Raw genomic sequence first — 20,340 nt, 5'->3', positions numbered from 1 at the left:
TATGCCATTCGGCAGATAGGCCCGGTGCCGGTGACACGGTCTAATGGCGTCACCGCGAACCGTCCGATCTTTTTCCATGCTGGAGCATCCCCATGCAAAGCCCGCCCCATGATCCCGGCAGTGCCCTGGCCATCCGCAGTCAGTATCGGCAGTCGCAAAGCCGTGCCGCGCGCCTGGGCCTGCTGCTGGGCACCGGCCACGAGCTGACGCAGTTGCCACTGCCGGCCATGCGTCAGCGTGCGCTGCAACGGGCATGCGCCTTCATGGCGATGGACCACGGCCTGCTGCTGGAATGGGCGCCGGACCACACGCTGCGCACCCTCGCCAGCCACGGGAGCGCGGAACGGGTCGACTTCCTCGCCAACCTGGCCCAGCCGCAAACGCCCGGCCCGAATTGGCTGGAATCCCCCGGCAGCGCCCTGCCCCAGGTCTTGCGCATTCCACTGCGCACCTCCGATGGCGTGACGTTCGGGGCGTTGTTGCTGGGCAACAGCGTCGCCCTCGGCGCGCCGGACAACGAAGACATCGAGTCGCTGCAATTGCTGGCGACGCTGCTGGCGGCGCACCTGGAGAACAGCCGCCTGGTCGAAGCGCTACAGGCCCGCGAGCGGACCATGTCCGAACTGGTCCACCGCTTGTTCAGCGCCCAGGAAGACGAACGCAAGCGCGTGGCCTACGACCTGCACGACGGTCTGGCGCAGAACCTGGCCGGTTTGCACCAGCGCTTGCAGGGTTTCGCCGGTCGTTGCCCGTCGCTGGCGCCGGCGCTGGCGAGCGAGTTGCAGGCCATCCTCGACCTGGCCCAAGGCTGCGTCGGCGAGGGCCGGCAACTGATCGGTGGCCTGCGCCCCCACGTACTGGATGATTTCGGCCTGTACAAAGCCGTCGACAAGGAGGCCGATCGCCTGCGTGACGCGGGCCTGACCGTGAGCTGGGCCGAACACAGCAGCGCGCGCCTGCCGGGCAATACCGAGATCGCCCTGTTTCGCATTGCCCAGGAGGGCATCAACAACATTCTCAAGCATGCCCAGGCCCGTCATGTGGGCCTGGGGCTGGCGGTGGAAGATGGCCACGCCAGCCTGCGGGTAGAAGACGATGGCCGTGGCTTTGCCCTGGAGCAACCCATCGAGACCAACGGCAGTTGCCACCTGGGGCTGGCCGCCATGCAGGAGCGCGCCAACCTGCTCGGTGGCCACCTGGCCTGTTGCAGCCAGCCCGGCGGCGGCACCCGCCTGCTGGCCAGCGTGCCGCTACCGTCCGCTGGAGTACAGCCATGAACCGTCCTTTGCGCCTGCTGCTGGCCGATGACCATGAAGTCACCCGCACCGGGTTTATCAGCATGCTCGCCGACAGCCCGGGGTTCGAGGTCGTCGGCCAGGCCCGCGACGGCCAGGAGGCCCTCGACCTGTGCGAGCGGCTACAGCCGGACATCGCGATTCTCGACATTCGCATGCCCGTCCTCAACGGCCTGGGCGCGGCGCGGATCCTGCAGCAGCGCCAGCCCGGGATCAAAGTGGTGATTTTCACCATGGATGACAGCCCCGACCACCTCGAAGCCGCCATCGGTGCGGGCGCGGTCGGCTACCTGCTCAAGGATGCCAGCCGCGATGAGGTGCTCGACGCCCTCAAACGGGTCGCCCAGGGCGACGAGGCGCTGAACAGTTCAGTCAGCGCGCGCCTGCTGCGCCGCATGGCCGAGCGCGGTGCCAGTGGCGCCCCTCAGGTCCAGGCCTTGACCGCCCGTGAGCGCCAGGTATTGGGGTTGGTGGCCGGCGGCTTCAGCAATCGTGAAATCGGTGAAAAGCTGGGCATCGCACCCGGCACGGCCAAGGCCCACGTCGAGCGCGTCATCGGCAAACTGGGTGCCGCCGACCGGACCCAGGCCGCCGTGCGCGGCGTGGCCCTGGGGCTGGTGGCGCAACCCGCCGGGCAATGGCCATGAGGTTTCTCGCCGCCCGCCGCTGGGCCGACCTGCCGTTGCGAGGCAAGGCCCTGGTGGTGATTTCCCTGCCCCTGGTGGTCCTGCTGCTGTCGCTGGTGCTGATCTACATCACCGAACGGCAGACCGCACGGGCCGAGGAGGATGTGCGCCGGGTGCTGCTCGTCCAGGGTGATATCCAGACGGTCCATACCTTGCTGGCCGAGGCAGCGGCCAGCGTGCGCGGTTACCTGCTGACCCGGCGCGAAGATTTCCTGCCCAGCTACGAACAAGCCACGCCGCTGATCCGTGCGGCGTTGCAGCGCCTGGACCACAACATTCGCGATGCCAGGATGCGCGAGCACCTCAAGACCATCACCCCGCTGATCGCCGACAAACTCGACGGTTTACTCGCCTTGCGCAACGGCAAGCGTGACGACCCCGAGGCCATCACCGCGATCCTGATCGAAAACAAGCAGGTGCTGGATGTGCTGCGCGAGCAGATCAGCGCGATGCGCATACGCGAGGATGGCCTGCTCGCCGAGCGCAGTGCCGCCGCCTCGGCCACGCGCATGCGCCTGCTGTTCGCCACGTTGCTGGCGGCGGTGTGCGGCTTGCTCGGAGCCATTGTCGCGGTGCTGTTTCTATCCAAGGGCATCGTCGCCCGGGTCCAGCAGGTGCAAGGCAACGCCCAGCGCCTGGCCTTGGGCCAACCGTTGTTGCCGCAACCGCCAGAGCAGGACGAAATCGGCCAGCTCGGCACGCGGCTGGTGGAGGCTGGGCAGTTACTCGCAGAACGCGAGCGGGCCCTGCGCGATAACGAGGAGCGCTTGCGGCTGATCATCGACGGGGTGAAGGACTACGGGATCTTCGCGCTGGATGCCCAGGGCTACGTCACCACCTGGAACGCCGGCGCGCAGCGGATCAAGGGCTACACCGAGCAGGAAATCCTTGGCCAGCACTTCTCCCTGTTCTACTTGCCCGAAGAATGCCCGGCGCACCCGGACATGGCCCTGCGCGAAGCCACCCGCGACGGCCACTACATGGAGGAAGGCTGGCGTTGCCGCAAGGACGGCAGCCGTTTCTGGGCCAGCGTGGTCATCACCGCCCAGTACGATGGCACGGGCGCCTTGCGCGGCTTCTCCAAAATCACCCGCGACATCACCGACCGGCGCGCCGCCGAAATCGCCCTGCGCACCGCCCGCGAAGAAGCGGAAAGCGCCAGCCGGGCCAAGAGCGAATTCCTTTCGCGCATGAGCCACGAACTGCGCACGCCACTGAACGCCATCCTGGGTTTCGCTCAACTGCTGGACATGGACTCCACCGCCGGCCAGCGCCCCCAGGTCAGCCACATCCTGCGGGCCGGCCAGCACTTACTGGCATTGATCAACGAGGTGTTGGACATCGCCCGGATCGAGGCCGGGCGCCTACCCCTGAACATCGAGCCGATCCCCCTGGCGACGGTGCTGCACGAAGCCTTGACGCTGGTTTCACCCATGGCCGCCGACGCCGGGATCCACTTGATCGACCTGCCTGCACTGCCCGACGACAGTGGTGTGCTTGCCGACCGCCAACGCCTGGTGCAGGTATTGCTCAACCTGTTGTCCAACGCCATCAAGTACAACCGGCCCGGCGGCGAGGTGCGCATCGAGGTGAGCGTCCAGGCCCACCAGGTGAGCATCGCCGTCCACGATACCGGCCATGGCATCGCCCCTGAACAACTGGGCCAGCTGTTCAAGCCCTTCGAACGCCTGGGCGCCGATCCGCAGGTCGAAGGCACCGGCCTTGGCTTGTCGTTGAGCAAGAACCTGCTGGAGATGATGCAGGGCAATCTGCAGGTCCACAGTGAGCCCGGGCACGGGTGCTGTTTTACCCTGCAACTGCCCGCCACCCAGGTGGTCGGCACGCACTTGCCGCCCATTGCCGCCCTGGCCGTGACGCGCACCCCCGTGGATTACCACGGCAAAATCCTCTGCATTGAAGACAACCTGTCGAGCCTCGCGCTGATCGAGACCCTGATGCAGCGCCGTCCCGGCATCCAGCTGTTATCGAGCATGCAAGGCCAGATGGGCCTGGACCTCGCCCGCCAGCACTCGCCGCAACTGATCCTGCTGGACGTCACCTTGCCGGACCTGGAAGGCCTGGAAGTCTTGCGGCGCCTGCGCCAATCCCCGGCCACTGCGGCCACGCCGGTACTGATGATCACTGCCGATGCCAGCGACCTGACCCATCGCGCCCTGCGCGACGCCGGGGCCACGGCGATCCTGACCAAACCTATCCATATCCAGGCCTTTCTCGGCCACCTCGAGCACTATCTACCGGAGCCCGCATGAATCGCGACTTGCGCATTCTGATCGTCGACGATCAGCGCCCCAACCTGGACCTGATGGAGCAACTGCTGGCCCGCGAAGGGCTGCACAATGTACTGAGCAGCACCGAGCCCTTGCGTACGCTCGACCTGTTCAACAGCTTCGAGCCGGACCTGGTCATCCTCGACCTGCACATGCCGGCATTCGACGGTTTTGCCGTGCTGGAACAACTGAACCGGCGCATCCCGGCCAACGACTACTTGCCGATCCTGGTCCTGACCGCCGACGCGACCCGTGACACCCGCCTGCGGGCCCTGGCCCTCGGCGCCCGGGACTTCATCAGCAAACCCCTGGATGCCCTGGAAACGATGCTGCGCATCTGGAACCTGCTGGAAACCCGGGCACTCTATAAATCGTTGCGCGAGTTGATCCCGTCCCAGCAGATCGAACTGTTGCGCCAGCACCGTCCCGCCGCCGACCCGGTCTAGTCCGGCGGCCGTTTCATCGAGGCCATCGAAGCATGGAAGTCACCGAACGAACATCGGCAAACGGCCTGCAAGGACACATTCGCGGCGAACGCCTGGCCACCTCCGACGGCGTATCGAGCAAGGAGATCCTGGTGGAGATCTTTGTCCGTGAGCGTTGCGAAGCCCACATCGTCGTGCCAGCGGTGGCCGAGCCGTTGCTGGTCTGGGTGTTGTCCGGGCAAGCCATTGTCGAGGAGCGCACCGCTCATGAGCCGTGGGAAGCGAACACGGTGGGCCGCGGGGATTTTTTCCTGACCACCTCCCCTGTGCCTTATGAAATGCGCTGGCAAGTGACCAGCCCTGAGCCGTTCGTGGTCATGCATGTGTATTTGGGCCTGGCGTTGCTGGAGCGCGCCATCGCCGAAGCGGGCGGCGGCGCGATCCAACTGCGGGAAGTCTCAGGCGGGCGGGATGAAGTGCTCTCGGCCTTGCTGGAACAGATCCGAGTGGAGCTGACCCGACGCGGTGAAACCAGTGCCTTGCTGGTCCAGGGCGTGGCGCAATGCGTGGCGGTGCACCTGGCGCGGCATTATGTGGATGCCGGGGCCGAGGACATGTCCGGCCGCAACGCCCTGCCCGCCTTCAAGCTCAAGCGGGTGATCCAGTTAATGGAACAACACCTGGCCGCTCCCTTCAACCTCGGTGACTTGGCGCGGGCCATCGGCCTGAGCGAATACCACTTCAGCCGCCTGTTCAAGCGCGCCACCGGGCGTTCGCCCTCGCAGTACTTCATCCAGTTGAGAATGGCCCGGGCCCGGCAACTGCTGATCGAAACCGAGCGCAGCGTCATCGATATCGGCCTGGAGGTCGGCTATGGCAGCGCCAGTCATTTCTCCCAGATATTCCGTCGCGAAGTGGGCGTGGCGCCGAGTCATTACCGCAAGTAAAAGCCGATGACGCCACAATGTGGCCGCACACAACCCCTGTGGGAGCGAGCTTGCTCGCGATGGCGTCAGCCCCGTCAACACTGATGGCAACGGCTCCACCGCTATCGCGAGCCAGCTCGCTCCCACAGGTATTTGCTGCCAGGCCTGTATTCATTTGATCCGGTAATGAAAGGTATTGCGCACCGCCGGCACCGTCACCGCCTTGCCATCAATGATTCGCGGCTGATAACGGAACGTCTGGGCGGCGGCGAGGGACGGGCGGATGAACAGCGGGTGGCAGCCGTCGAGCACCTTGGGACTGTCGATCCGCCCGTCCGGCATCACGCTGTATTCCACGGTGCAATCGCCCTCCAAGCCCTTGTCCAGGGCCCGTTGCGGATAGTCCGGCGCTTGCTTGCTCAGGGGCTGATAGCTGCGGCTGTCGGCGGCGGCCTGGCGCGCCTGCTCGGCGTGGCGTTGCTCGGCGAGTGCTTGCGCCTGCCGGGCCTGGCGCTGTTGTTCGGCTGCTTGCTGCTCGGCGTCTTGCCTGCGCCGCTCACTTTCCAGGCGTTCACGCTGCTGCTGTTGCACCTGTTGCTCGCGTTTTTGCTCCTCGACCCGTTTGCGGGCCAGCGCCGCCTGTTCCAGCTTCTGCGCCGCGGCTCGCGGGTCGACAAGCGGCTTGGTGGGGACAGGAAGTGGCGCTTGCGCGGGTGGCGGGACGGGTTCGGCCACGGGTGGTGCAACAGGGATGACAGGCGCCAGTGCAGGCGCCTCGGGCAGCGGTGCGGCCGGCAGCATCACCAGTTGCGTACGCAACACCCGCGGCGTTTCGGCGGCGGGCTTCTCCACGCTCCACCCCAACACCAACAGCGCAGCTATTGCGGCGTGCAGAGCCACGGCCAGTCCCGCCGCCAGGCTGTTTCTCCAGAAACCGTGATGGCTCGACGCGGGTACGCTCAAGGCGGGACTGTGCATGATCATCGCCGTCATTGCGGCGCCTCGGTCACCAGCCCCAGGTTACTCACGCCGCCCTGCTGCAGGGCGGCCATGGCCGCGACGACCCGGCCGTAATCGGCATGATCATCGGCTCGGATGTACACCTGGGTGTCGCTGCGCTCAGCCACGACCTGCGCCACCTTGGCGCGCATCTGCTCCAGGTCCACGGCGCTGTCGGTCTGGTGGCGGGTGTCCAGCTCACCGCCCAGGTTCCAGTAGTAACCGCCTTCGGCCTTTACCGACAGGGTGAGGATTTGCTGGCGACTGTCGGTGGCCAGCGCTTCGCTCGCGACCTTGGGCAGTTCGATCTTCACACCCTGGGTCAGCATCGGCGCGGTGACCATGAAAATCACCAGCAGCACCAACATCACGTCGATGTACGGCACCACGTTCATCTCGGCCTTGGGACCGTGCTTGCGTTGGGGCTTGACGAGCATCTGTCCTCTCCTTTCAAGCGGCCGAGGCCAGGTTCACCGGGGCGCCGTGCAGCTTGCGGTGCAGACGCGCCTGCAGTTCGTTGCCAAACCCGTAGTAACGGGTCAGCAGGGTCTGGCCGCGGGCGGCAAAACGGTTATAGGCAATCACCGCCGGGATCGCCGCGAACAAGCCGATGGCCGTGGCGATCAGCGCTTCAGCGATGCCCGGTGCCACGGTGGAAAGGCTGGCCTGTTGCACCTGGGACAGGCCGAGGAACGCATTCATGATCCCCCAGACCGTGCCGAACAAGCCGATGTAAGGGCTGACCGAGCCGACGGTGGCGAGAAACTGCAAACCTTTCTCCAAGTGCACTTCCTGTTCGCTGATCGCTACCTGTAGCGAACGCTCGACGCCTTCGAGCACAACCTCGGGCGTACAGGAGGGCTGGTTAAGCTGAGTGAAGGCCAGCAAGCCTGCCTGGAAAATCGGCGTGACGCCGCCCTCGTCTTCACGTATTTGTGCGTGTTCCCGGTACAGGGGCAACAGGTCCTGGGTGCTGCGAAAACGTTGCATGAAACCATTGAGCTGACGCTCGTTGCGTTGCAGCACGGCACTGCGCTGGATGATCAGGTACCAGCTCAATAGCGAGGCCAGCAGCAAGGTGAGCATGACCGCCTTGACCAGCAGACTCGCGTCACTGATCAGGCCCCAGATTGTCATGTGTTCCAAAGTGGCTTGCATGGGTAGAACTCCTGTCTGGCTGCTATTCGATGAAATGTTCGTGACCGGTTGATGACAGTGCCGCTCAAGGCAGACGCAGGGCTTTCGCCACGTCGGCCCAGGGCACGAACTTGAAGTTCTGGGTCTGTTCGGGCATGCGCTTGCGGCCGTCCTGGACCACCAACATGCCCTGGCTCCAGGGCCCGCCGAGGTTCACCGAGGTCACTTCCAGGCCGTCGGTCTCCGACGCACCATCAATGCCCGCCGCCGCGTTCAGGCCGACCCGGAACGCGCCCCGCACGGCGAACGGAGGCTCGGCATCGAGCACCAGGTAGCTGTCGTTGCCTTGGCTGGAGATCACCAGGTAGTCGCGACCCTTGGCCTGGTACAAGGCCATGCCCTCGACGTCAGCGTGCAACGACGGGCCAACCTTGATCACACTGCTCAAGGTCGCCGGCTGGTCGGCCCGGGCATCCATCGTCCAGACACCCACGTCTTCCTCTCCGAGAAACAAGCGCTGGCGCTGCTCATCGGCCACGCAGCCTTCGGGCTGACTGTCGACGCTGAACTGGCGCACCAACTGGCCTTGCACCACGCCGTCCGGCGCACTCAGGCGATATTGCACAAAGCGCCCGTCCTTGCCGTTGGCGAAGGCGTACAGCTCGCCTTCGGCGGGCTGGAACAGGCAGATGCCGTAGATGTCCTTCAATGGCGTCGCAATCTCCCCCGCTTCGCGCAACTCGCCACTGGCGCGGTCGATACTGAACAGGCTCAAGCTGTTGCGATCACGGTTGCTGGCCACCGCCAGATCGACGGTTTGCGTGCCCAGCTTGAAGTTCGCCCGCACATCGACGTTGTTCAGGCGCCCGACCGGCAGCTCCTGCAGCAACTTTCCTTGCAGGTCGTAGGCCAGCAGGCCTTGCTTTTTGTTGGTGCCCAACACCCGGCTCAAGCCCGGCGTGGTCGGATGCACCCAGATCGCCGGGTCATCCGCGGCATCGCCCTGGCGGGCCACCGGCTCGCTCTGGGCGATGGCAGCCACCGTGGGCAGTACCGGCGGCAAGGGCATGGGCGTGGGTTGCCAGTTGAGTTCTCCCTGATACAGGCGCCCGTCGTCATCGTCGCGCAGCAGCACCTCGATACCGGTTTTCGTCCGGCGTGCCGCCAGGCTTTCCGGTTCCTTCAGGCCCGGCAGCGACAACGTGGCGCGGGGTGTCCAGCCTTTGCCGTCCTGTTGATACAGGTGCAATTGCACAGCCTCTGGATCTAGGCCCAATACGCCACCGGGCAAGACCGCCAAGGCGCCGGCCGCCTGCTGGATGTCGCCGAACGGTGCACGCATCGCCACCGGCACCCGCACGGTCTCAGCCTCGGAGGATGCCGGGTAGGCCCACCAGCCGATCCGCTCTTCGTTGACGAACAATTGCTGGCTGGCGTCCTGCACTTGGCAGGTCTTGGCGTCCGGCGGCAGTGGCAAGCCACGCACCCGTTGGGCGGTCGCGCCCAACCGCTCGCCGGCACCCACCAGCCATTGCTCGCCCTTGCCCTCTTCCCCCACCAGGAACACAAACAGGTTGCTCGCCTCGTCGCGGTACAGGCACAGGCCGTTTACCGGGAAGTCTCGCGTGGGCAGGTACAGCGGCGTGCCCCACTGATGGTTTTGTGGGTCTAGGCTGACGACCATGGCTTGCTGGCGCTCGCTGTCGAGGCTGGCGACCAGCACGTTCGCGCCCAGGAGCCGACTGTCGAGGCCCTCGAAGGCACCTTTCAGGCGCGTCAGCTCGCGCCCTTGGCCATCGAGCAAGAACAGGCCCTCGCGGGCACTGGCCAGTCGTTCGGTGGTTGCAGCGCCAGGCAGGAATGCCAAGGCGTTGAGAGACAGCGCCTGGGCTTGAGGCCAGGGTTGCAGTTTTAGCTTGGGCGCTGAAGCAGCTGCCAGGGCGGCGGCTGATGCCAGGCTGAGCGCCATCGCCAGTAGGCAGCGCTTGGGTAAGGAAAACATCTTGTTCAACGGAAAAATCCTTGTCGTTCAGTCAGACTCAAACGGGCTTGTTGCTCACTTCTATTGCCAGGGAATTCATCTGTGGGAGCAAAGCTTGCTCGCGACGAAGACAACGCGGGTCTCCCGGGAACCGGGGCGCCTGCATCGCGAGCAAGCTTTGCTCCCACAGCCAAATCCTCTTGCCACAAGTGATCAGGTTCGCGAATCAGAAATGGGTAAAGGTCAGCCCCAGCTTGTACGTCGGGCCGTACTCTTCGTACTGGCCGTTATAGGAACGGTGGCCGGTGTAGACGAAATAAGACTCGTCGGTGAGGTTCTGGGCCTCGAGGCTGACTTGCAGGTTCTTGGTCAGCGAGTAACGCGCGCTGAAATCGACGAAGGTCTGGGCGTCTACGTGCAGGTCATGGTCGCGGTCGCCGATGGACGCCAGTTCGAACAGGTACGCTGACTTGTAGTTGGCCGACAGCCGCAGGCTCAGCTTGTCGTTTTCCCAACCCAGCATCAGGTTGCCGACCGTGTCCGACTGGTTCGGCAGGTCGATGCTGCGCTTGCGCTGGGTACCGCTGGCCTGGTCGAAACCTTCAATCTCGGCGTCCGAACGGCTGAAGGTGGTGTTGGCCCCCAACAGCAGCCCGTTCCAGGGGGCCGGCAGCCAGTCGAATTTTTGCGAGTAGGCCAATTCCAGGCCGTACAGCTTGGCGCTGTCGCCGTTGGCGTAGCTGTGGGCTTCTGAAAAATCGGTCCAGGCGCCCGTACCGGCCAGGTCGGTGTTGTAGACGAAATGCTTGATGTCCTTGTAGAACACGAAGGCCGAGACCGTGCCGGCGTGGCCCATGAAATGCTCGATCCCCAGGTCCAGGTTGCTCGATTCCAGCGGCTTGAGCTCCGGGTTGCCGAAAGTGGCCTCGTCATCGTCGATGACAAAACCTGGCGCCAATTGCCCGAAGGTTGGACGCACCACGGACTTGGTCCAGGCCGCACGCACCTGGGTGTTCTTGTCCAATTGGTAGCGCGCGTGCAGGCCCGGCAACCAGTGGTGATACTTGCGACGGGTCTCGGTATCGGTGAAGACGCCGTCAGTCGCGCCGCTGCCCTTGGCTTCGAATTCGGTACCTTCGTAGCGCATGCCAGCGATGAAGCGCCAATCATCGATGTCGACGGTGTTCATCAGGTACGCGGCATTGATGTCCTCGCTCATCTTGAAGTCGTTGACTCGCGATTCTTGTTCGTCGAAAAACTCGTCGCGGTTCAGGCCGCCCAGCAACTGCTTGATGGCATCGGCGCTGATGCCCGGGCCGAAGCGACCGAGACGGTAGTCCACGGTGCCTTTCTGGAACTGCCCGAGGTTCAGCTGCTCGTCGGTGAAACCCAGGTCGTCGAAATCTTCGTAGACCCAGGCGTCCAGGTCGTTGTCCTTGTCCCGCCGGCTGACTTTGCCACCGAATTTGACTTGGGACGCAGAGCCGCTGAAGTCATAGTCCCGAGCCAGGTCCAGGCGCAGGTTTTTCTCGGTGTCGGTGGTCTTCTGCGCTTCCCAGTCCACCTTGTCGAGGCTGAAGTTGGCCGGATCGTAGAACCCCGAGCCGATGATTGGCCGCGGCTTGTCGTTGTCGTAGAAACCACTGTTGAAACCATCGATGCCTTCGAAGGTAGCCCCGGCAATATGGCCGGGACTGTCTTCGCTGGATTGGCTGTAGCCGCCCTGGCCACTCAGGGTCCAGAGACCGAACAGGCGCTCGCCACCGAGTACGTAGGATTGGATTTCCTGGGTTTCTTCACGTTGCTTGAGCTTGCGCTCGCCCTCGGCGTCCCCCAGTTGCCCGGCGGCTTGCGGGTTTTCAAAGGCGATGCTGGCGGCGTTGCGGGTTTCGCTGTCCTTGTAGCGGCTGTACAGCGTGCGCAGGTAATAGCTGCTGAAGTCATCGGGCTTGTAGTCGAAGTTCAAGCCGCCACCGGCCCGCTCGCGGCGGATGTCGTAGTCGCGCTGTTCGAACTCTTCGAGGCGTGAACCCTGCGCGAAATCCCAGGCACCGCCGGTTTCGACGTTGTCCGAACCGAAGTCGCGCTTCTGCCAGCTCAGCGCCGCGGCCACGCCAAAGTTGTCGATACCGTCGCCAAGGCTGAAACGGTCGCTGATGGCGCCGGAGAATTTCGGGCTGGTCTGGCCGGTGTTCTTGTCATAGCTGGCTTCGCTGCTGCCGGTGTAGAACAGCCCCTTGTGGTCGAAGGCCGAGAGGCTTTTCACATCCACCGTACCGCCCAGGGAGTTGGCGTCCATGTCCGGCGTCAGGGTCTTGATCACCGACAACGACTGCACCAGTTCCGAGGGCAACACATCCAGGGCAACGGCGCGACGCTCGCTTTCCGGAGCCGGCACCAGGGTGCCGTTGATGGTCACGCTGTTGAGGTCCGGCCCCAGGCCTCGCACGCTGACAAACCGGCCTTCGCCCTGGTCGCGCTCGACGCTGACACCGGGCAGGCGCTGCACCGCTTCGGCGACGTTTTCATCCGGCAACTGCGCCACGCCGTCGGCATGCACCACGCTCTTGATGCTGTCGGCGCTGCGCTGTTCCTTGAGGGCCTGGTCGATACTCGCCGCCTGGCCGACCACTTCAACGTGTTCCGTGGCGCCGGCCGCTTGCTCGGCGGCACTCAGTCGTTCGCTGGCAATGGCCATCGCCAACGCGGTGAAGGTGAAACCGACGAGCCCGGCGGTGCTTGTGCGGTGGTACATGGTGATCCTCCCCAGGAATCCGGAAATCCGCCAGGCAGTGGCCCGGCAACTGGGAGGGCACGCTAGGGGTGGGGAATGACGGTTCTGTGACAGGGGTTGGCTGGAGGGGCTGCAATCGGCTGATTTAGCGGGGTTGGCGAGCCGGAATGAGCTGAAATGACCTGCTGGAACCACGCTCGGAAACTCCGTGGCGAGGGAGCTTGCTCCCGCTGGGGCGCACAGCGCCCCCACAACCAGGCGCCACGGTCCTGGCAGACAGACCATCTGCGCCTGCTGCGCAGTCGAGCGGGAGCAAGCTCCCTCGCCACAGGGGCAGTGTTGTCGCAAAAAAACCGGATGACCGATGAGCTGATTCGACCTCCCCCACCCCGTTACCCGCCGTCACCGCACTGTCACATCCATCTGCTGTGCTGGGCCGCATTCCGCTTCTGGCAAAGGACTTCGGCCATGTTCTCCGTGCTTCGCCCGCATCGCTTCAAACTCGCCCTGCTTCTGCTGGCGGCCAACCTCGGGCTGATCCTGCATTTGGCCAGCGGCGAACTCAAACCCATTGCCGAGTGGGTCTGGCTGGATATTCTCGGCGAAGGTGGCTCGGCGCTGCTGGCGCTGGTCTGGCTGGGGCTGGTATTGAAAAGCCGCCCGGCCGGGCGGGTGACCAACTACCTGGTCCTGGGCCTGGGCTGCATCTTCTTTTCCTGGTGGATCGACAGCCTCGACGAATTCATCCGCTTGCCCGACAGCATCACTTGGGATCACTGGCTCGAATCCGGGCCCATGCCGGTGGGCATGATCCTGCTGACCCTCGGCATCTATCACTGGCACCGCGAACAGCTGGCGATCAACGGGCAAATGGAGAAGCGCGAGCGACTGTTCCGTGAGCACCGCCTGTTCGACAAGCTCACGCCGTTGGGGGGCGCCGACTTTCTCAAGCACGAACTGTCCGCCAGCCTGGAAGACACTCGGCGCCGCCAGCAGCCACTGTCGTTGCTGGCCCTGGATCTGGACAACTTCACCGCCATCAACCAACGCTTCGGCCACGGCGAAGGCGATGCGGTGCTGCAAGCGATCAGTCAGTTGCTGGTCTTGAACCTGCGTCGCCAGGACCTGCTGTGCCGCCTGGCCGGCGATCGCTTCGTGGTGCTGCTGCCGGACACCGGCGAGAGCCAGGCCCGGCGCCTGGCCCTGGAACTGGAAATCGCGGTGCGCAGCCTGGCCCACAAGACCCGGCAACACGGCGAGCGCTTGCAACTGGCCGCCAGCACGGCGGTGGTGATGGCGTTCGACGAAGCCCCCGACGCTTTGCTCAAACGCCTGAACCTGGCACTGGCCCAGTCCCGGACCACGTTGGCGAAAAGCGCATGACGCTCAAGACCTGCTGGTACGAAACCGACAGCCGCTTCATTCCGGGGCACTATCAGCCTGCCGCGCTGATCGACCTGGCGCTGTCGCGGGACATCGACAGCCATCGCCTCCTGCGCGGCACCGGACTGTTCCATGACGATATCCTCGCCGGACAGAGCCGTATCAGCCCGCAGCAATTCCTCGGCCTGATCGACAACAGCCGGCGCTTACTGGATGCCAGCGACAGCAGCTTCCTGTTTGGCCAGCGGCTGTTGCCCGGCCACTACGGACCCGCGAGCCACGCCTTGCGCCACGCACAGAATCTGCATCAGGCCCTGCAAAGCCTGATCGACCAGCAGGCGCTGCTCAGCCCGTTGGCAGCCCCGCGCCTGTTGCTGGACGAGCACTACGCCTATGTCCATTGGCTGGACAGCTGCGGTGCCGGGGAACAATGGCGCTTCGTGCTGGAGGCGAGCATGACCTCGATGGTGGCGATGAGCGCCTGGCTCAGCGGTGAACGCCTGCCCTGGCAGTGCAGTTTTCGCCACAGCGAGCCGCGCTACGTCGAGCAGTATTGGGTACACCTGGGCGAGCACACGCAATTCGACCGTCCCCTGGACCTGATGCGCCTGCCCCGCCACTGCCTCGCCCAGCCCTGGCCCAACGTGTCGGCCACCGCCGGCCAGGTGGCACGGGTCGAAGCCCTGGACCAGCTCAACCAACTGGGCTTCGCGTCAAGCTTCCTGGATTGCCTCTACGACTACCTGCACGCCCATGTGCAGCAGACGCCAAGCCTGAAACAAACCGCCCAGGCCTTCGCCATGAGCCCGGCGACCCTCAAGCGCAAGTTGCACAAGCACCACACCGGGTTCCAGCAACAGGTCGACCGGGTGCACACCCACGTGGCTTTGTATCTGTATCAGGTCAAGGGGTTCAGCAACGAGGAAGTGGCGCAGTACTTGCGCTTCAACGATACGGCGAACTTCCGTCGCTCGTTCAAACGCTGGACCGGCAGCACGCCGAATCTGATCCGGCAGTTGCTGATGCTGGGCTGAACGGTGGGCTCAGTGCCCGCGAATGTAGTGTTCCAACTGCCGGATCAGGTCCGCCTGCTCGACAATCGCCTCTTTCACCAGGTCGCCAATGGACAGCAGGCCGATCAACTGCCCGTTATCCAGCACCGGCAAGTGCCGCAAGTGGCTGTCGGTCATGACTTCCATGCAGCGGTCGATGCTCTGCTGGCTGTCGGCGGTGACCACCGGGGCACTCATGATGGTACGCACCGTCGTACCCACCGACGACCGCCCCTTGAGCACCATCTTGCGCGCGTAGTCCCGCTCGCTGAACACACCCACCACCTGGCCGTCCTCGATCACCGGCAGCGCGCCGACATTTTTTTCGGCCATGATCTGCAGCGCTTCGAGCACCGTCTGCTCCGGCGCGATGCTGTGGACCTGCTGGTTCTGCACACTCTTGAGTCTCACCAGTTGGGCAGCGGTTTTCATTGTTCATCCCCACATTCAGCCAAAGGCATGTTCGAACATCATGCTGTCAGTTAAAACATCCCCTGTGGGAGCGAGCTTGCTCGCGATAGCGTTGGATCAGCAGCATTAGTATTGACTGATGCACCGCTATCGCGAGCAAGCTCGCTCCCACAGGTTTTCATTCAGCTTTCAACTCACGGATCAGTCTTCGCCAATCTCCACCACATCGCCATTCAAACGCACCGGCCACACCCGCAGGCTTTGTTCCGGGTACTCCAGGCAATGGCCGTCTTCCAGGCGGAAATGCTGCTTGTACATCGGCGAGGCAATCACCAGGTCACCCTTGATGCTGCCCAGCAAACCGCGGCCGATGACGTTCGCACCGGACTTGGGGTCGCGGTTGTCGATGGCGTACAGCGGCTTGTCCTCATGTTCCGGCAGATAGAGCAACGCCACTTGGCTGCCGTCGTGCCAGGCGACCACGCCGGAGTTGGGCACCAGGTCGGCGCGGCTGCACAGGGCACGCCACTGCAAGGGCTCCTGGGCGACATCGCGGGCGGGAATACGAACGACGTTTGACTGGCTCATCAGAGCACCTCCTCGGTAACGGGAATCAGGTGGAGTTCATGGGCGTGAACCGGCCGACGCTGGCCGCGCTCGCGGACGAAGTGAACGTCCGGATCGCCGCGCTTGTCGTTGACGAAGGTGCGGAAACGCTTGAGTTTGTCCGGGTCCTTCAAGGCGTTGGCCCATTCGCATTCGTAGCGGTCGACCACCAGTTGCATCTGGGCTTCAAGCTCGGCGCCCAGGCCCAGGCTGTCGTGGATGATCACGTCCTTGAGGTAGTCCAGGCCACCTTCCAGGCTTTCGCGCCAGACCGAGGTCCGTTGCAGTTTGTCGGCGGTGCGGATGTAGAACATCAGGAAACGGTCGATGTAGCGGATCAGCGTGGCGTCATCCAGGTCCGTGGCGAACAGCTCGGCGTGACGGGGACGCATACCGCCGTTGCCGGCCACGTAGAGGTTCCAGCCCTTCTCGGTGGCGATCACGCCGACGTCCTTGCTCTGGGCCTCGGCGCACTCGCGGGTGCAACCGGACACGGCGAACTTGAGCTTGTGCGGCGAGCGCAGGCCTTTGTAGCGATCTTCGAGGGTCAGAGCCATCTGCACACTGTCCTGCACGCCGTAGCGGCACCAGGTACTGCCCACGCAGGATTTCACCGTACGGGTGGATTTGCCGTAGGCATGGCCGGTTTCGAAACCGGCTTCGATCAGCTCGGCCCAGATGTCCGGCAACTGGTGCAACTGGGCGCCGAACAGGTCGATGCGCTGGCCGCCGGTGATCTTGGTGTAGAGGTCGTATTTCTTCGCGACCACGCCGATGGCGATGAGTTTGTCGGCGGTGATTTCCCCGCCGGCGATGCGCGGCACCACCGAGTAGGTGCCGTTTTTCTGCATGTTCGCCATGAAGGTGTCGTTGGTGTCCTGCAGCGCCACCAGGGATGGGTCCATGATCGGCTGGTTCCAGCACGACGCCAGGATCGAGCCCACCGCCGGCTTGCACAGGTCGCAGCCGGTGTGACCACGACCGTGCTTGGCCAGCAGTTCTTCGAAACTGATGATGCCTTCAACGCGCACCAGCGCATACAACTCCTGGCGGGTGTAGGCGAAGTGTTCGCACAGGCTCTTGTCGACGCTGACGCCGCGGGCAATCAATTCGTGCTCGAACACTTGCTTGACCAGGGCCGCGCAACCACCGCAACCGGTACCGGCCTTGGTGTCGCATTTGAGCTGGCCGAGATCGGTACAGCCGCCGTCGATGGCCGAACAGATCGAGCCCTTGGTGACGTTGTGGCACGAGCAAATCGTCGCGGTTTCGGGCAACGCCGCCGGGCCCAGGGTCGGGGCGCCTTCGGACGATGGCAGGATCAGGCTGGCGGCATCCTTGGGCAAGGCGATGCCGTTCTGCATGTATTGCAGCAAGGTGTCGTAGTAGCTGTTGTCCCCCACCAGCACCGCGCCGATCACGCGCTTGCCGGTGGCGTCCACCACCAGCCGCCGGTAGCTGGCGCTGGTTTCGTCGATGAACTGGAAGCTGCGCGAACCTGGAGTGTTGCCATGGGCATCGCCGATGGAGCCGACGTCCACGCCCAGCAACTTGAGCTTGGTGGACATGTCGGCGCCGGTGAAGGCTTCAGCGCTTTCGCCGCACAGCCGGGCCGCGACGTTGCGGGCCATCTGGTAGCCCGGGGCGACCAGGCCGAAAATGCTGCCGTTCCAGGCTGCGCATTCGCCGATGGCGTAGATGTCCGGATCGCTGCTCTGGCAATGATCGTCGATCACCACGCCGCCGCGCGGGCCGATCTGCAGGTCGCTCTGGCGTGCCAGGGCATCCTGGGCGCGGATACCGGCGGAAAACACGATGAGGTCGGTTTCCAGGAAATCGTCGTCGCCGAAATTCATCCGATAACGGTACTGCTCACCGGCGCTGATGGACTGGGTGCCCTTGGACAGGTGCACGCCGACGCCCAGGCTTTCAATGCGCGCCTTGAGGGCCAAGCCGCCCTGAGTGTCCAACTGTACTGGCATCAGCCGTGGCGCGAATTCCACCACATGGGCTTCCAGGCCCAGGGTCTTGAGGGCGTTGGCCGCTTCCAGGCCCAGCAGGCCGCCACCGACCACCACGCCGCGGCGGGCATTGCTGGCAGCGGCGCGGATCGCATCCAGGTCTTCGAGGGTGCGGTAGACCAGGCAAGAGTCACCCTCGGCGCCCTGGATCGGTGGCACGAACGGGTAGGAACCGGTGGCGAGCACCAGCTTGTCGTAGCTGAGGCGCTCCCGGGCAGTGACGACCTGGCGCGCCTGGCGGTCGATTTCCAGCACGGGTACGCCCAAGTGCAACGTGACGCCGGGTGTCTGGTACAACGACGCTTCGCCCAGGGCCAGGGACTCGGCATCACGCCCGGAGAAGTACTCGGACAGGTGCACGCGGTCGTAGGCACGCATCGGCTCTTCGCTGAACACATGCACGTGGTAATGATTGAGGGCACCGCGTTCGATCAGTTGCTCGACGCAGTGATGGCCGACCATGCCATTGCCGATCACGATCAGCGTTTGCAGCTTGTTCAGAGAAGCAACGTTGGAATTCATAAAAAGCACCCGACAAAAGCCCATCACGATTTTGAAAGCAAAAAAAAAGACGCCTGAAACCTTGCGGTTCCAGGCGTCTTTGCCTGTTCTGTGCGGTATCGGCCCGGCGACTGCGCCCTGACCTACCGTTGTCCCCCGGCCTGCTGGCGCTCGATCTTCGTTGACCGACGGGGCTGCCCACTCGACTGTGTTCACGGTGGGCCTGAATAGCCTCTTGCAGCGAGCGTGCCAAACCTCATCCGCAATGGATTCACAACCTCGAATTCGCCGACGATCCCCTGTGGGAGCGGGCCTGGCCGCGAAACCGCCGGCTCAGTCACCGCAAGCTGACCAGCCTCCTGCGCCGTTTCGCAGGCACCGCCAACTGCCTTGCGATGGTGCGATCACCCCGCCTGCGGCTTCATAAAAGTGCAGTCGTTCACCGTAGGACCGTCATCGCGAGCAAGCTCGCTCCCACAGGGGAGTTGCGGTGAATTCCGAACTTGAGTCCATCCAATAACCAATGTGGGAGCGAGCTTGCTCGCGATAGCGGTGGGTCAACTCGAAGGGGTATCGGCGGTCCTGGTCACCATCGCCACGATACTGGCCAACAACTCTTCCTTCGCCTCGTCAGCGCTGATTTCCCCAGTAGCGGCGGCATTGGACAGTGCTTCCGCCGCTCCCAGCATCGCCCGCAAACCGGCCTGGGTGATGCCCTTCGTGCCGGCGAACGGCGCCAGCACCGCGCGGCACTTGTCGAGGAAAATGCCCTCGTATTCGCGCTTGATACGTTCCAGCTCCGGCGAGCTGGTCAACGCTGCAATCACCCCGGGAATCTCTCGCCCTTGCAACAACACGCATTCGACGTAGGAAGAAGCGATCACCGCTGCCCGGCTTTGCAAGGTGGCGTCACTGGCATCCAGGGCCGCCTCCATCAGCGCGGTCTGGCGGGCATCGAAATCCTGGTAAAGCGCCGCCAGCAGCCCAGACCGGGTAATGAAGTGGTTGTAGACGATGGGTTTGGTCACCCCCGCCTGATCCGCCAGCCGGGCCAGGGTCAGGGCGTCACTGCCCTCCTCGCGCACCAGTCGCCAGGCGGCATCCAGCAATTGGCGCTGCCGGTCGTGCCGGGATAAACGACGCCGAGGTGAAGCCTGCGAATGTTCGTCAGTGCTTGACATGCTAACTTTACCAACCGTAACTTACTAAGCGTAACTTAAGCATACCTGTCATCAAGACCTCGTGACCAGAAGGAGTTTCGCCATGCATGCACTCATCGTTGTGGCCCACCACGATCCGCGCTCCCTCACCCACAGCCTGGCCGGGAAAATCGCCGAGGGCATCACCCGCGCCAACCCTGCAAATACGTTCGAGATCGCCGACCTGGCTGCCGAAGGCTTCGATCCGCGCTTCAGCTTTGCCGACCACGCCGTGCACCACCGCGAGGCCTTGCCACCCGCGGATGTGCTGGCCGAGCAAGCCAGAATCGACCGTGCCGACGCGTTGGTGTTGGTCTATCCGATTTATTGGTGGTCCATGCCGGCACTGCTCAAAGGCTGGATCGACCGGGTGTTTTCCAACGGCTGGGCGTTCGATTTCAGCCTCGACAAGCCGTTTATCCAGAAGCTGCAGCACCTGCAGGTCCATTTGGTGGAAGTCGGTGGCGCCGATGCCGACAGCTTCCAACGCCATGGCTACGGTGAGGCGATGACCACGCAGATCGACCATGGCATTTTCGGTTATTGCGGTGCCCGGGTAGTGAGTTCCCAGCGTTTGCTCGACTCGGAAACCGCCGATCCGCAACAGCATTTGCAGGCCGCCGGCGTTATCGGCCAGCGGTTATTCGCAACGCTCGACGAAACCACCCACGCGCCCGCGACCGCATGCGCCTGAGG

At 64.0% G+C, this 20,340-nt stretch carries 17 protein-coding genes; 8 read left to right on the top strand and 9 right to left on the bottom strand.

Translation table 11 applies throughout. The annotated features are described in order from the left end of the window. Positions 1-92: 92 nt before the first annotated feature. Genes AO356_RS26295 through AO356_RS26275 form a run of 5 tightly spaced genes read left to right on the top strand, consistent with a single transcriptional unit; the run spans position 93 to position 5,641 of the window. Complete coding sequence (locus AO356_RS26295) at positions 93-1,277, top strand: sensor histidine kinase (RefSeq protein ID WP_060742279.1); 1,185 nt, start codon at positions 93-95, stop codon at positions 1,275-1,277. Continuing rightward, positions 1,274-1,942, top strand: coding sequence for a response regulator (locus tag AO356_RS26290; RefSeq protein WP_060742278.1), 669 nt, complete (start codon positions 1,274-1,276; stop codon positions 1,940-1,942). The genes AO356_RS26295 and AO356_RS26290 overlap by 4 nt, the downstream gene beginning before the upstream one ends. Continuing rightward, positions 1,939-4,251, top strand: a complete 2,313-nt coding sequence (locus tag AO356_RS26285) for an ATP-binding protein (protein WP_060743209.1) — start codon at positions 1,939-1,941, stop codon at positions 4,249-4,251. The genes AO356_RS26290 and AO356_RS26285 overlap by 4 nt, the downstream gene beginning before the upstream one ends. Continuing rightward, positions 4,248-4,715 carry a response regulator gene (locus tag AO356_RS26280; RefSeq protein ID WP_060742277.1) on the top strand — a complete coding sequence of 156 codons (468 nt, stop codon included), beginning with the start codon at positions 4,248-4,250 and terminating at the stop codon, positions 4,713-4,715. Before AO356_RS26285 ends, AO356_RS26280 begins: the two co-directional genes overlap by 4 nt. Before the next feature lie 32 nt (positions 4,716-4,747). Beyond that, the gene (locus tag AO356_RS26275; protein ID WP_060742276.1) at positions 4,748-5,641 is read left to right on the top strand and encodes a helix-turn-helix domain-containing protein; all 894 of its coding nucleotides are present in this window, start codon (positions 4,748-4,750) and stop codon (positions 5,639-5,641) included. Between the two features lie 150 nt (positions 5,642-5,791). Here the strand turns inward: AO356_RS26275 and AO356_RS26270 are convergent, their stop codons facing one another. The 5 genes from AO356_RS26270 to AO356_RS26250 all read right to left on the bottom strand — a co-directional run bounded on the left by AO356_RS26270 (position 5,792) and on the right by AO356_RS26250 (position 12,492). After that, entirely contained in the window at positions 5,792-6,613 is an 822-nt protein-coding gene (locus tag AO356_RS26270; RefSeq protein ID WP_060742275.1) for an energy transducer TonB, read from the bottom strand. Next, positions 6,610-7,056, bottom strand: a complete 447-nt coding sequence (tolR, locus tag AO356_RS26265; RefSeq protein WP_060742274.1) for a protein TolR — start codon at positions 7,054-7,056, stop codon at positions 6,610-6,612. Before tolR ends, AO356_RS26270 begins: the two co-directional genes overlap by 4 nt. 13 nt (positions 7,057-7,069) lie before the next feature. Next, positions 7,070-7,777, bottom strand: coding sequence for a protein TolQ (gene tolQ / locus AO356_RS26260; RefSeq protein ID WP_060742273.1), 708 nt, complete (start codon positions 7,775-7,777; stop codon positions 7,070-7,072). Between the two features lie 64 nt (positions 7,778-7,841). Then, complete coding sequence (locus AO356_RS26255) at positions 7,842-9,758, bottom strand: phytase (RefSeq protein WP_060743208.1); 1,917 nt, start codon at positions 9,756-9,758, stop codon at positions 7,842-7,844. 205 nt (positions 9,759-9,963) lie between these two features. After that, a complete protein-coding gene (locus AO356_RS26250) occupies positions 9,964-12,492 on the bottom strand; it encodes a TonB-dependent receptor (RefSeq protein ID WP_060742272.1) in 2,529 nt (842 codons plus the stop codon). 447 nt (positions 12,493-12,939) lie between these two features. Between AO356_RS26250 and AO356_RS26245 the strand changes: the two genes are divergently transcribed. Both AO356_RS26245 and AO356_RS26240 read left to right on the top strand, forming a co-directional pair. Continuing rightward, entirely contained in the window at positions 12,940-13,854 is a 915-nt protein-coding gene (locus AO356_RS26245; RefSeq protein ID WP_060742271.1) for a GGDEF domain-containing protein, read from the top strand. After that, entirely contained in the window at positions 13,851-14,888 is a 1,038-nt protein-coding gene (locus tag AO356_RS26240) for an AraC family transcriptional regulator (protein WP_060742270.1), read from the top strand. The genes AO356_RS26245 and AO356_RS26240 overlap by 4 nt, the downstream gene beginning before the upstream one ends. Positions 14,889-14,897: 9 nt before the next feature. Here the strand turns inward: AO356_RS26240 and AO356_RS26235 are convergent, their stop codons facing one another. From AO356_RS26235 to AO356_RS26220, 4 genes are all read right to left on the bottom strand, one after another. Further along, positions 14,898-15,338, bottom strand: coding sequence for a CBS domain-containing protein (locus AO356_RS26235; protein ID WP_003202071.1), 441 nt, complete (start codon positions 15,336-15,338; stop codon positions 14,898-14,900). Positions 15,339-15,518: 180 nt separating this feature from the next. Further along, positions 15,519-15,905, bottom strand: a complete 387-nt coding sequence (gene nirD, locus AO356_RS26230; protein WP_060742269.1) for a nitrite reductase small subunit NirD — start codon at positions 15,903-15,905, stop codon at positions 15,519-15,521. Continuing rightward, positions 15,905-18,466 (bottom strand): nitrite reductase large subunit NirB, encoded by a 2,562-nt coding sequence (gene nirB, locus AO356_RS26225; protein ID WP_060742268.1) that lies wholly within the window; start codon positions 18,464-18,466, stop codon positions 15,905-15,907. Before nirB ends, nirD begins: the two co-directional genes overlap by 1 nt. 536 nt (positions 18,467-19,002) lie before the next feature. Further along, positions 19,003-19,626, bottom strand: a complete 624-nt coding sequence (locus AO356_RS26220) for a TetR/AcrR family transcriptional regulator (RefSeq protein WP_060742267.1) — start codon at positions 19,624-19,626, stop codon at positions 19,003-19,005. Positions 19,627-19,708: 82 nt separating this feature from the next. On the opposite strand from AO356_RS26220, the gene AO356_RS26215 reads away from it, so the two are divergent. Further along, positions 19,709-20,338 carry an NAD(P)H-dependent oxidoreductase gene (locus AO356_RS26215; protein WP_060742266.1) on the top strand — a complete coding sequence of 210 codons (630 nt, stop codon included), beginning with the start codon at positions 19,709-19,711 and terminating at the stop codon, positions 20,336-20,338. Positions 20,339-20,340: the final 2 nt, after the last annotated feature.

Source organism: Pseudomonas fluorescens, assembly GCF_001307275.1.
In the GTDB taxonomy this organism is placed as follows: domain Bacteria; phylum Pseudomonadota; class Gammaproteobacteria; order Pseudomonadales; family Pseudomonadaceae; genus Aquipseudomonas; species Aquipseudomonas fluorescens_AA.
This window is presented reverse-complemented; position numbering and strand designations above follow the sequence as displayed.

What these genes read in the sequence shown, in the direction of transcription:
- AO356_RS26295 (WP_060742279.1), top strand. Translation starts at nt 93, where the DNA reads ATGCAAAGCCCGCCCCATGATCCCGGCAGTGCCCTGGCCATCCGCAGT.
- AO356_RS26290 (WP_060742278.1), top strand. Translation starts at nt 1,274, where the DNA reads ATGAACCGTCCTTTGCGCCTGCTGCTGGCCGATGACCATGAAGTCACC.
- AO356_RS26285 (WP_060743209.1), top strand. Translation starts at nt 1,939, where the DNA reads ATGAGGTTTCTCGCCGCCCGCCGCTGGGCCGACCTGCCGTTGCGAGGC.
- AO356_RS26280 (WP_060742277.1), top strand. Translation starts at nt 4,248, where the DNA reads ATGAATCGCGACTTGCGCATTCTGATCGTCGACGATCAGCGCCCCAAC.
- AO356_RS26275 (WP_060742276.1), top strand. Translation starts at nt 4,748, where the DNA reads ATGGAAGTCACCGAACGAACATCGGCAAACGGCCTGCAAGGACACATT.
- AO356_RS26270 (WP_060742275.1), bottom strand. Translation starts at nt 6,613, where the DNA reads ATGACGGCGATGATCATGCACAGTCCCGCCTTGAGCGTACCCGCGTCG.
- tolR (WP_060742274.1), bottom strand. Translation starts at nt 7,056, where the DNA reads ATGCTCGTCAAGCCCCAACGCAAGCACGGTCCCAAGGCCGAGATGAAC.
- tolQ (WP_060742273.1), bottom strand. Translation starts at nt 7,777, where the DNA reads ATGCAAGCCACTTTGGAACACATGACAATCTGGGGCCTGATCAGTGAC.
- AO356_RS26255 (WP_060743208.1), bottom strand. Translation starts at nt 9,758, where the DNA reads ATGTTTTCCTTACCCAAGCGCTGCCTACTGGCGATGGCGCTCAGCCTG.
- AO356_RS26250 (WP_060742272.1), bottom strand. Translation starts at nt 12,492, where the DNA reads ATGTACCACCGCACAAGCACCGCCGGGCTCGTCGGTTTCACCTTCACC.
- AO356_RS26245 (WP_060742271.1), top strand. Translation starts at nt 12,940, where the DNA reads ATGTTCTCCGTGCTTCGCCCGCATCGCTTCAAACTCGCCCTGCTTCTG.
- AO356_RS26240 (WP_060742270.1), top strand. Translation starts at nt 13,851, where the DNA reads ATGACGCTCAAGACCTGCTGGTACGAAACCGACAGCCGCTTCATTCCG.
- AO356_RS26235 (WP_003202071.1), bottom strand. Translation starts at nt 15,338, where the DNA reads ATGAAAACCGCTGCCCAACTGGTGAGACTCAAGAGTGTGCAGAACCAG.
- nirD (WP_060742269.1), bottom strand. Translation starts at nt 15,905, where the DNA reads ATGAGCCAGTCAAACGTCGTTCGTATTCCCGCCCGCGATGTCGCCCAG.
- nirB (WP_060742268.1), bottom strand. Translation starts at nt 18,466, where the DNA reads ATGAATTCCAACGTTGCTTCTCTGAACAAGCTGCAAACGCTGATCGTG.
- AO356_RS26220 (WP_060742267.1), bottom strand. Translation starts at nt 19,626, where the DNA reads ATGTCAAGCACTGACGAACATTCGCAGGCTTCACCTCGGCGTCGTTTA.
- AO356_RS26215 (WP_060742266.1), top strand. Translation starts at nt 19,709, where the DNA reads ATGCATGCACTCATCGTTGTGGCCCACCACGATCCGCGCTCCCTCACC.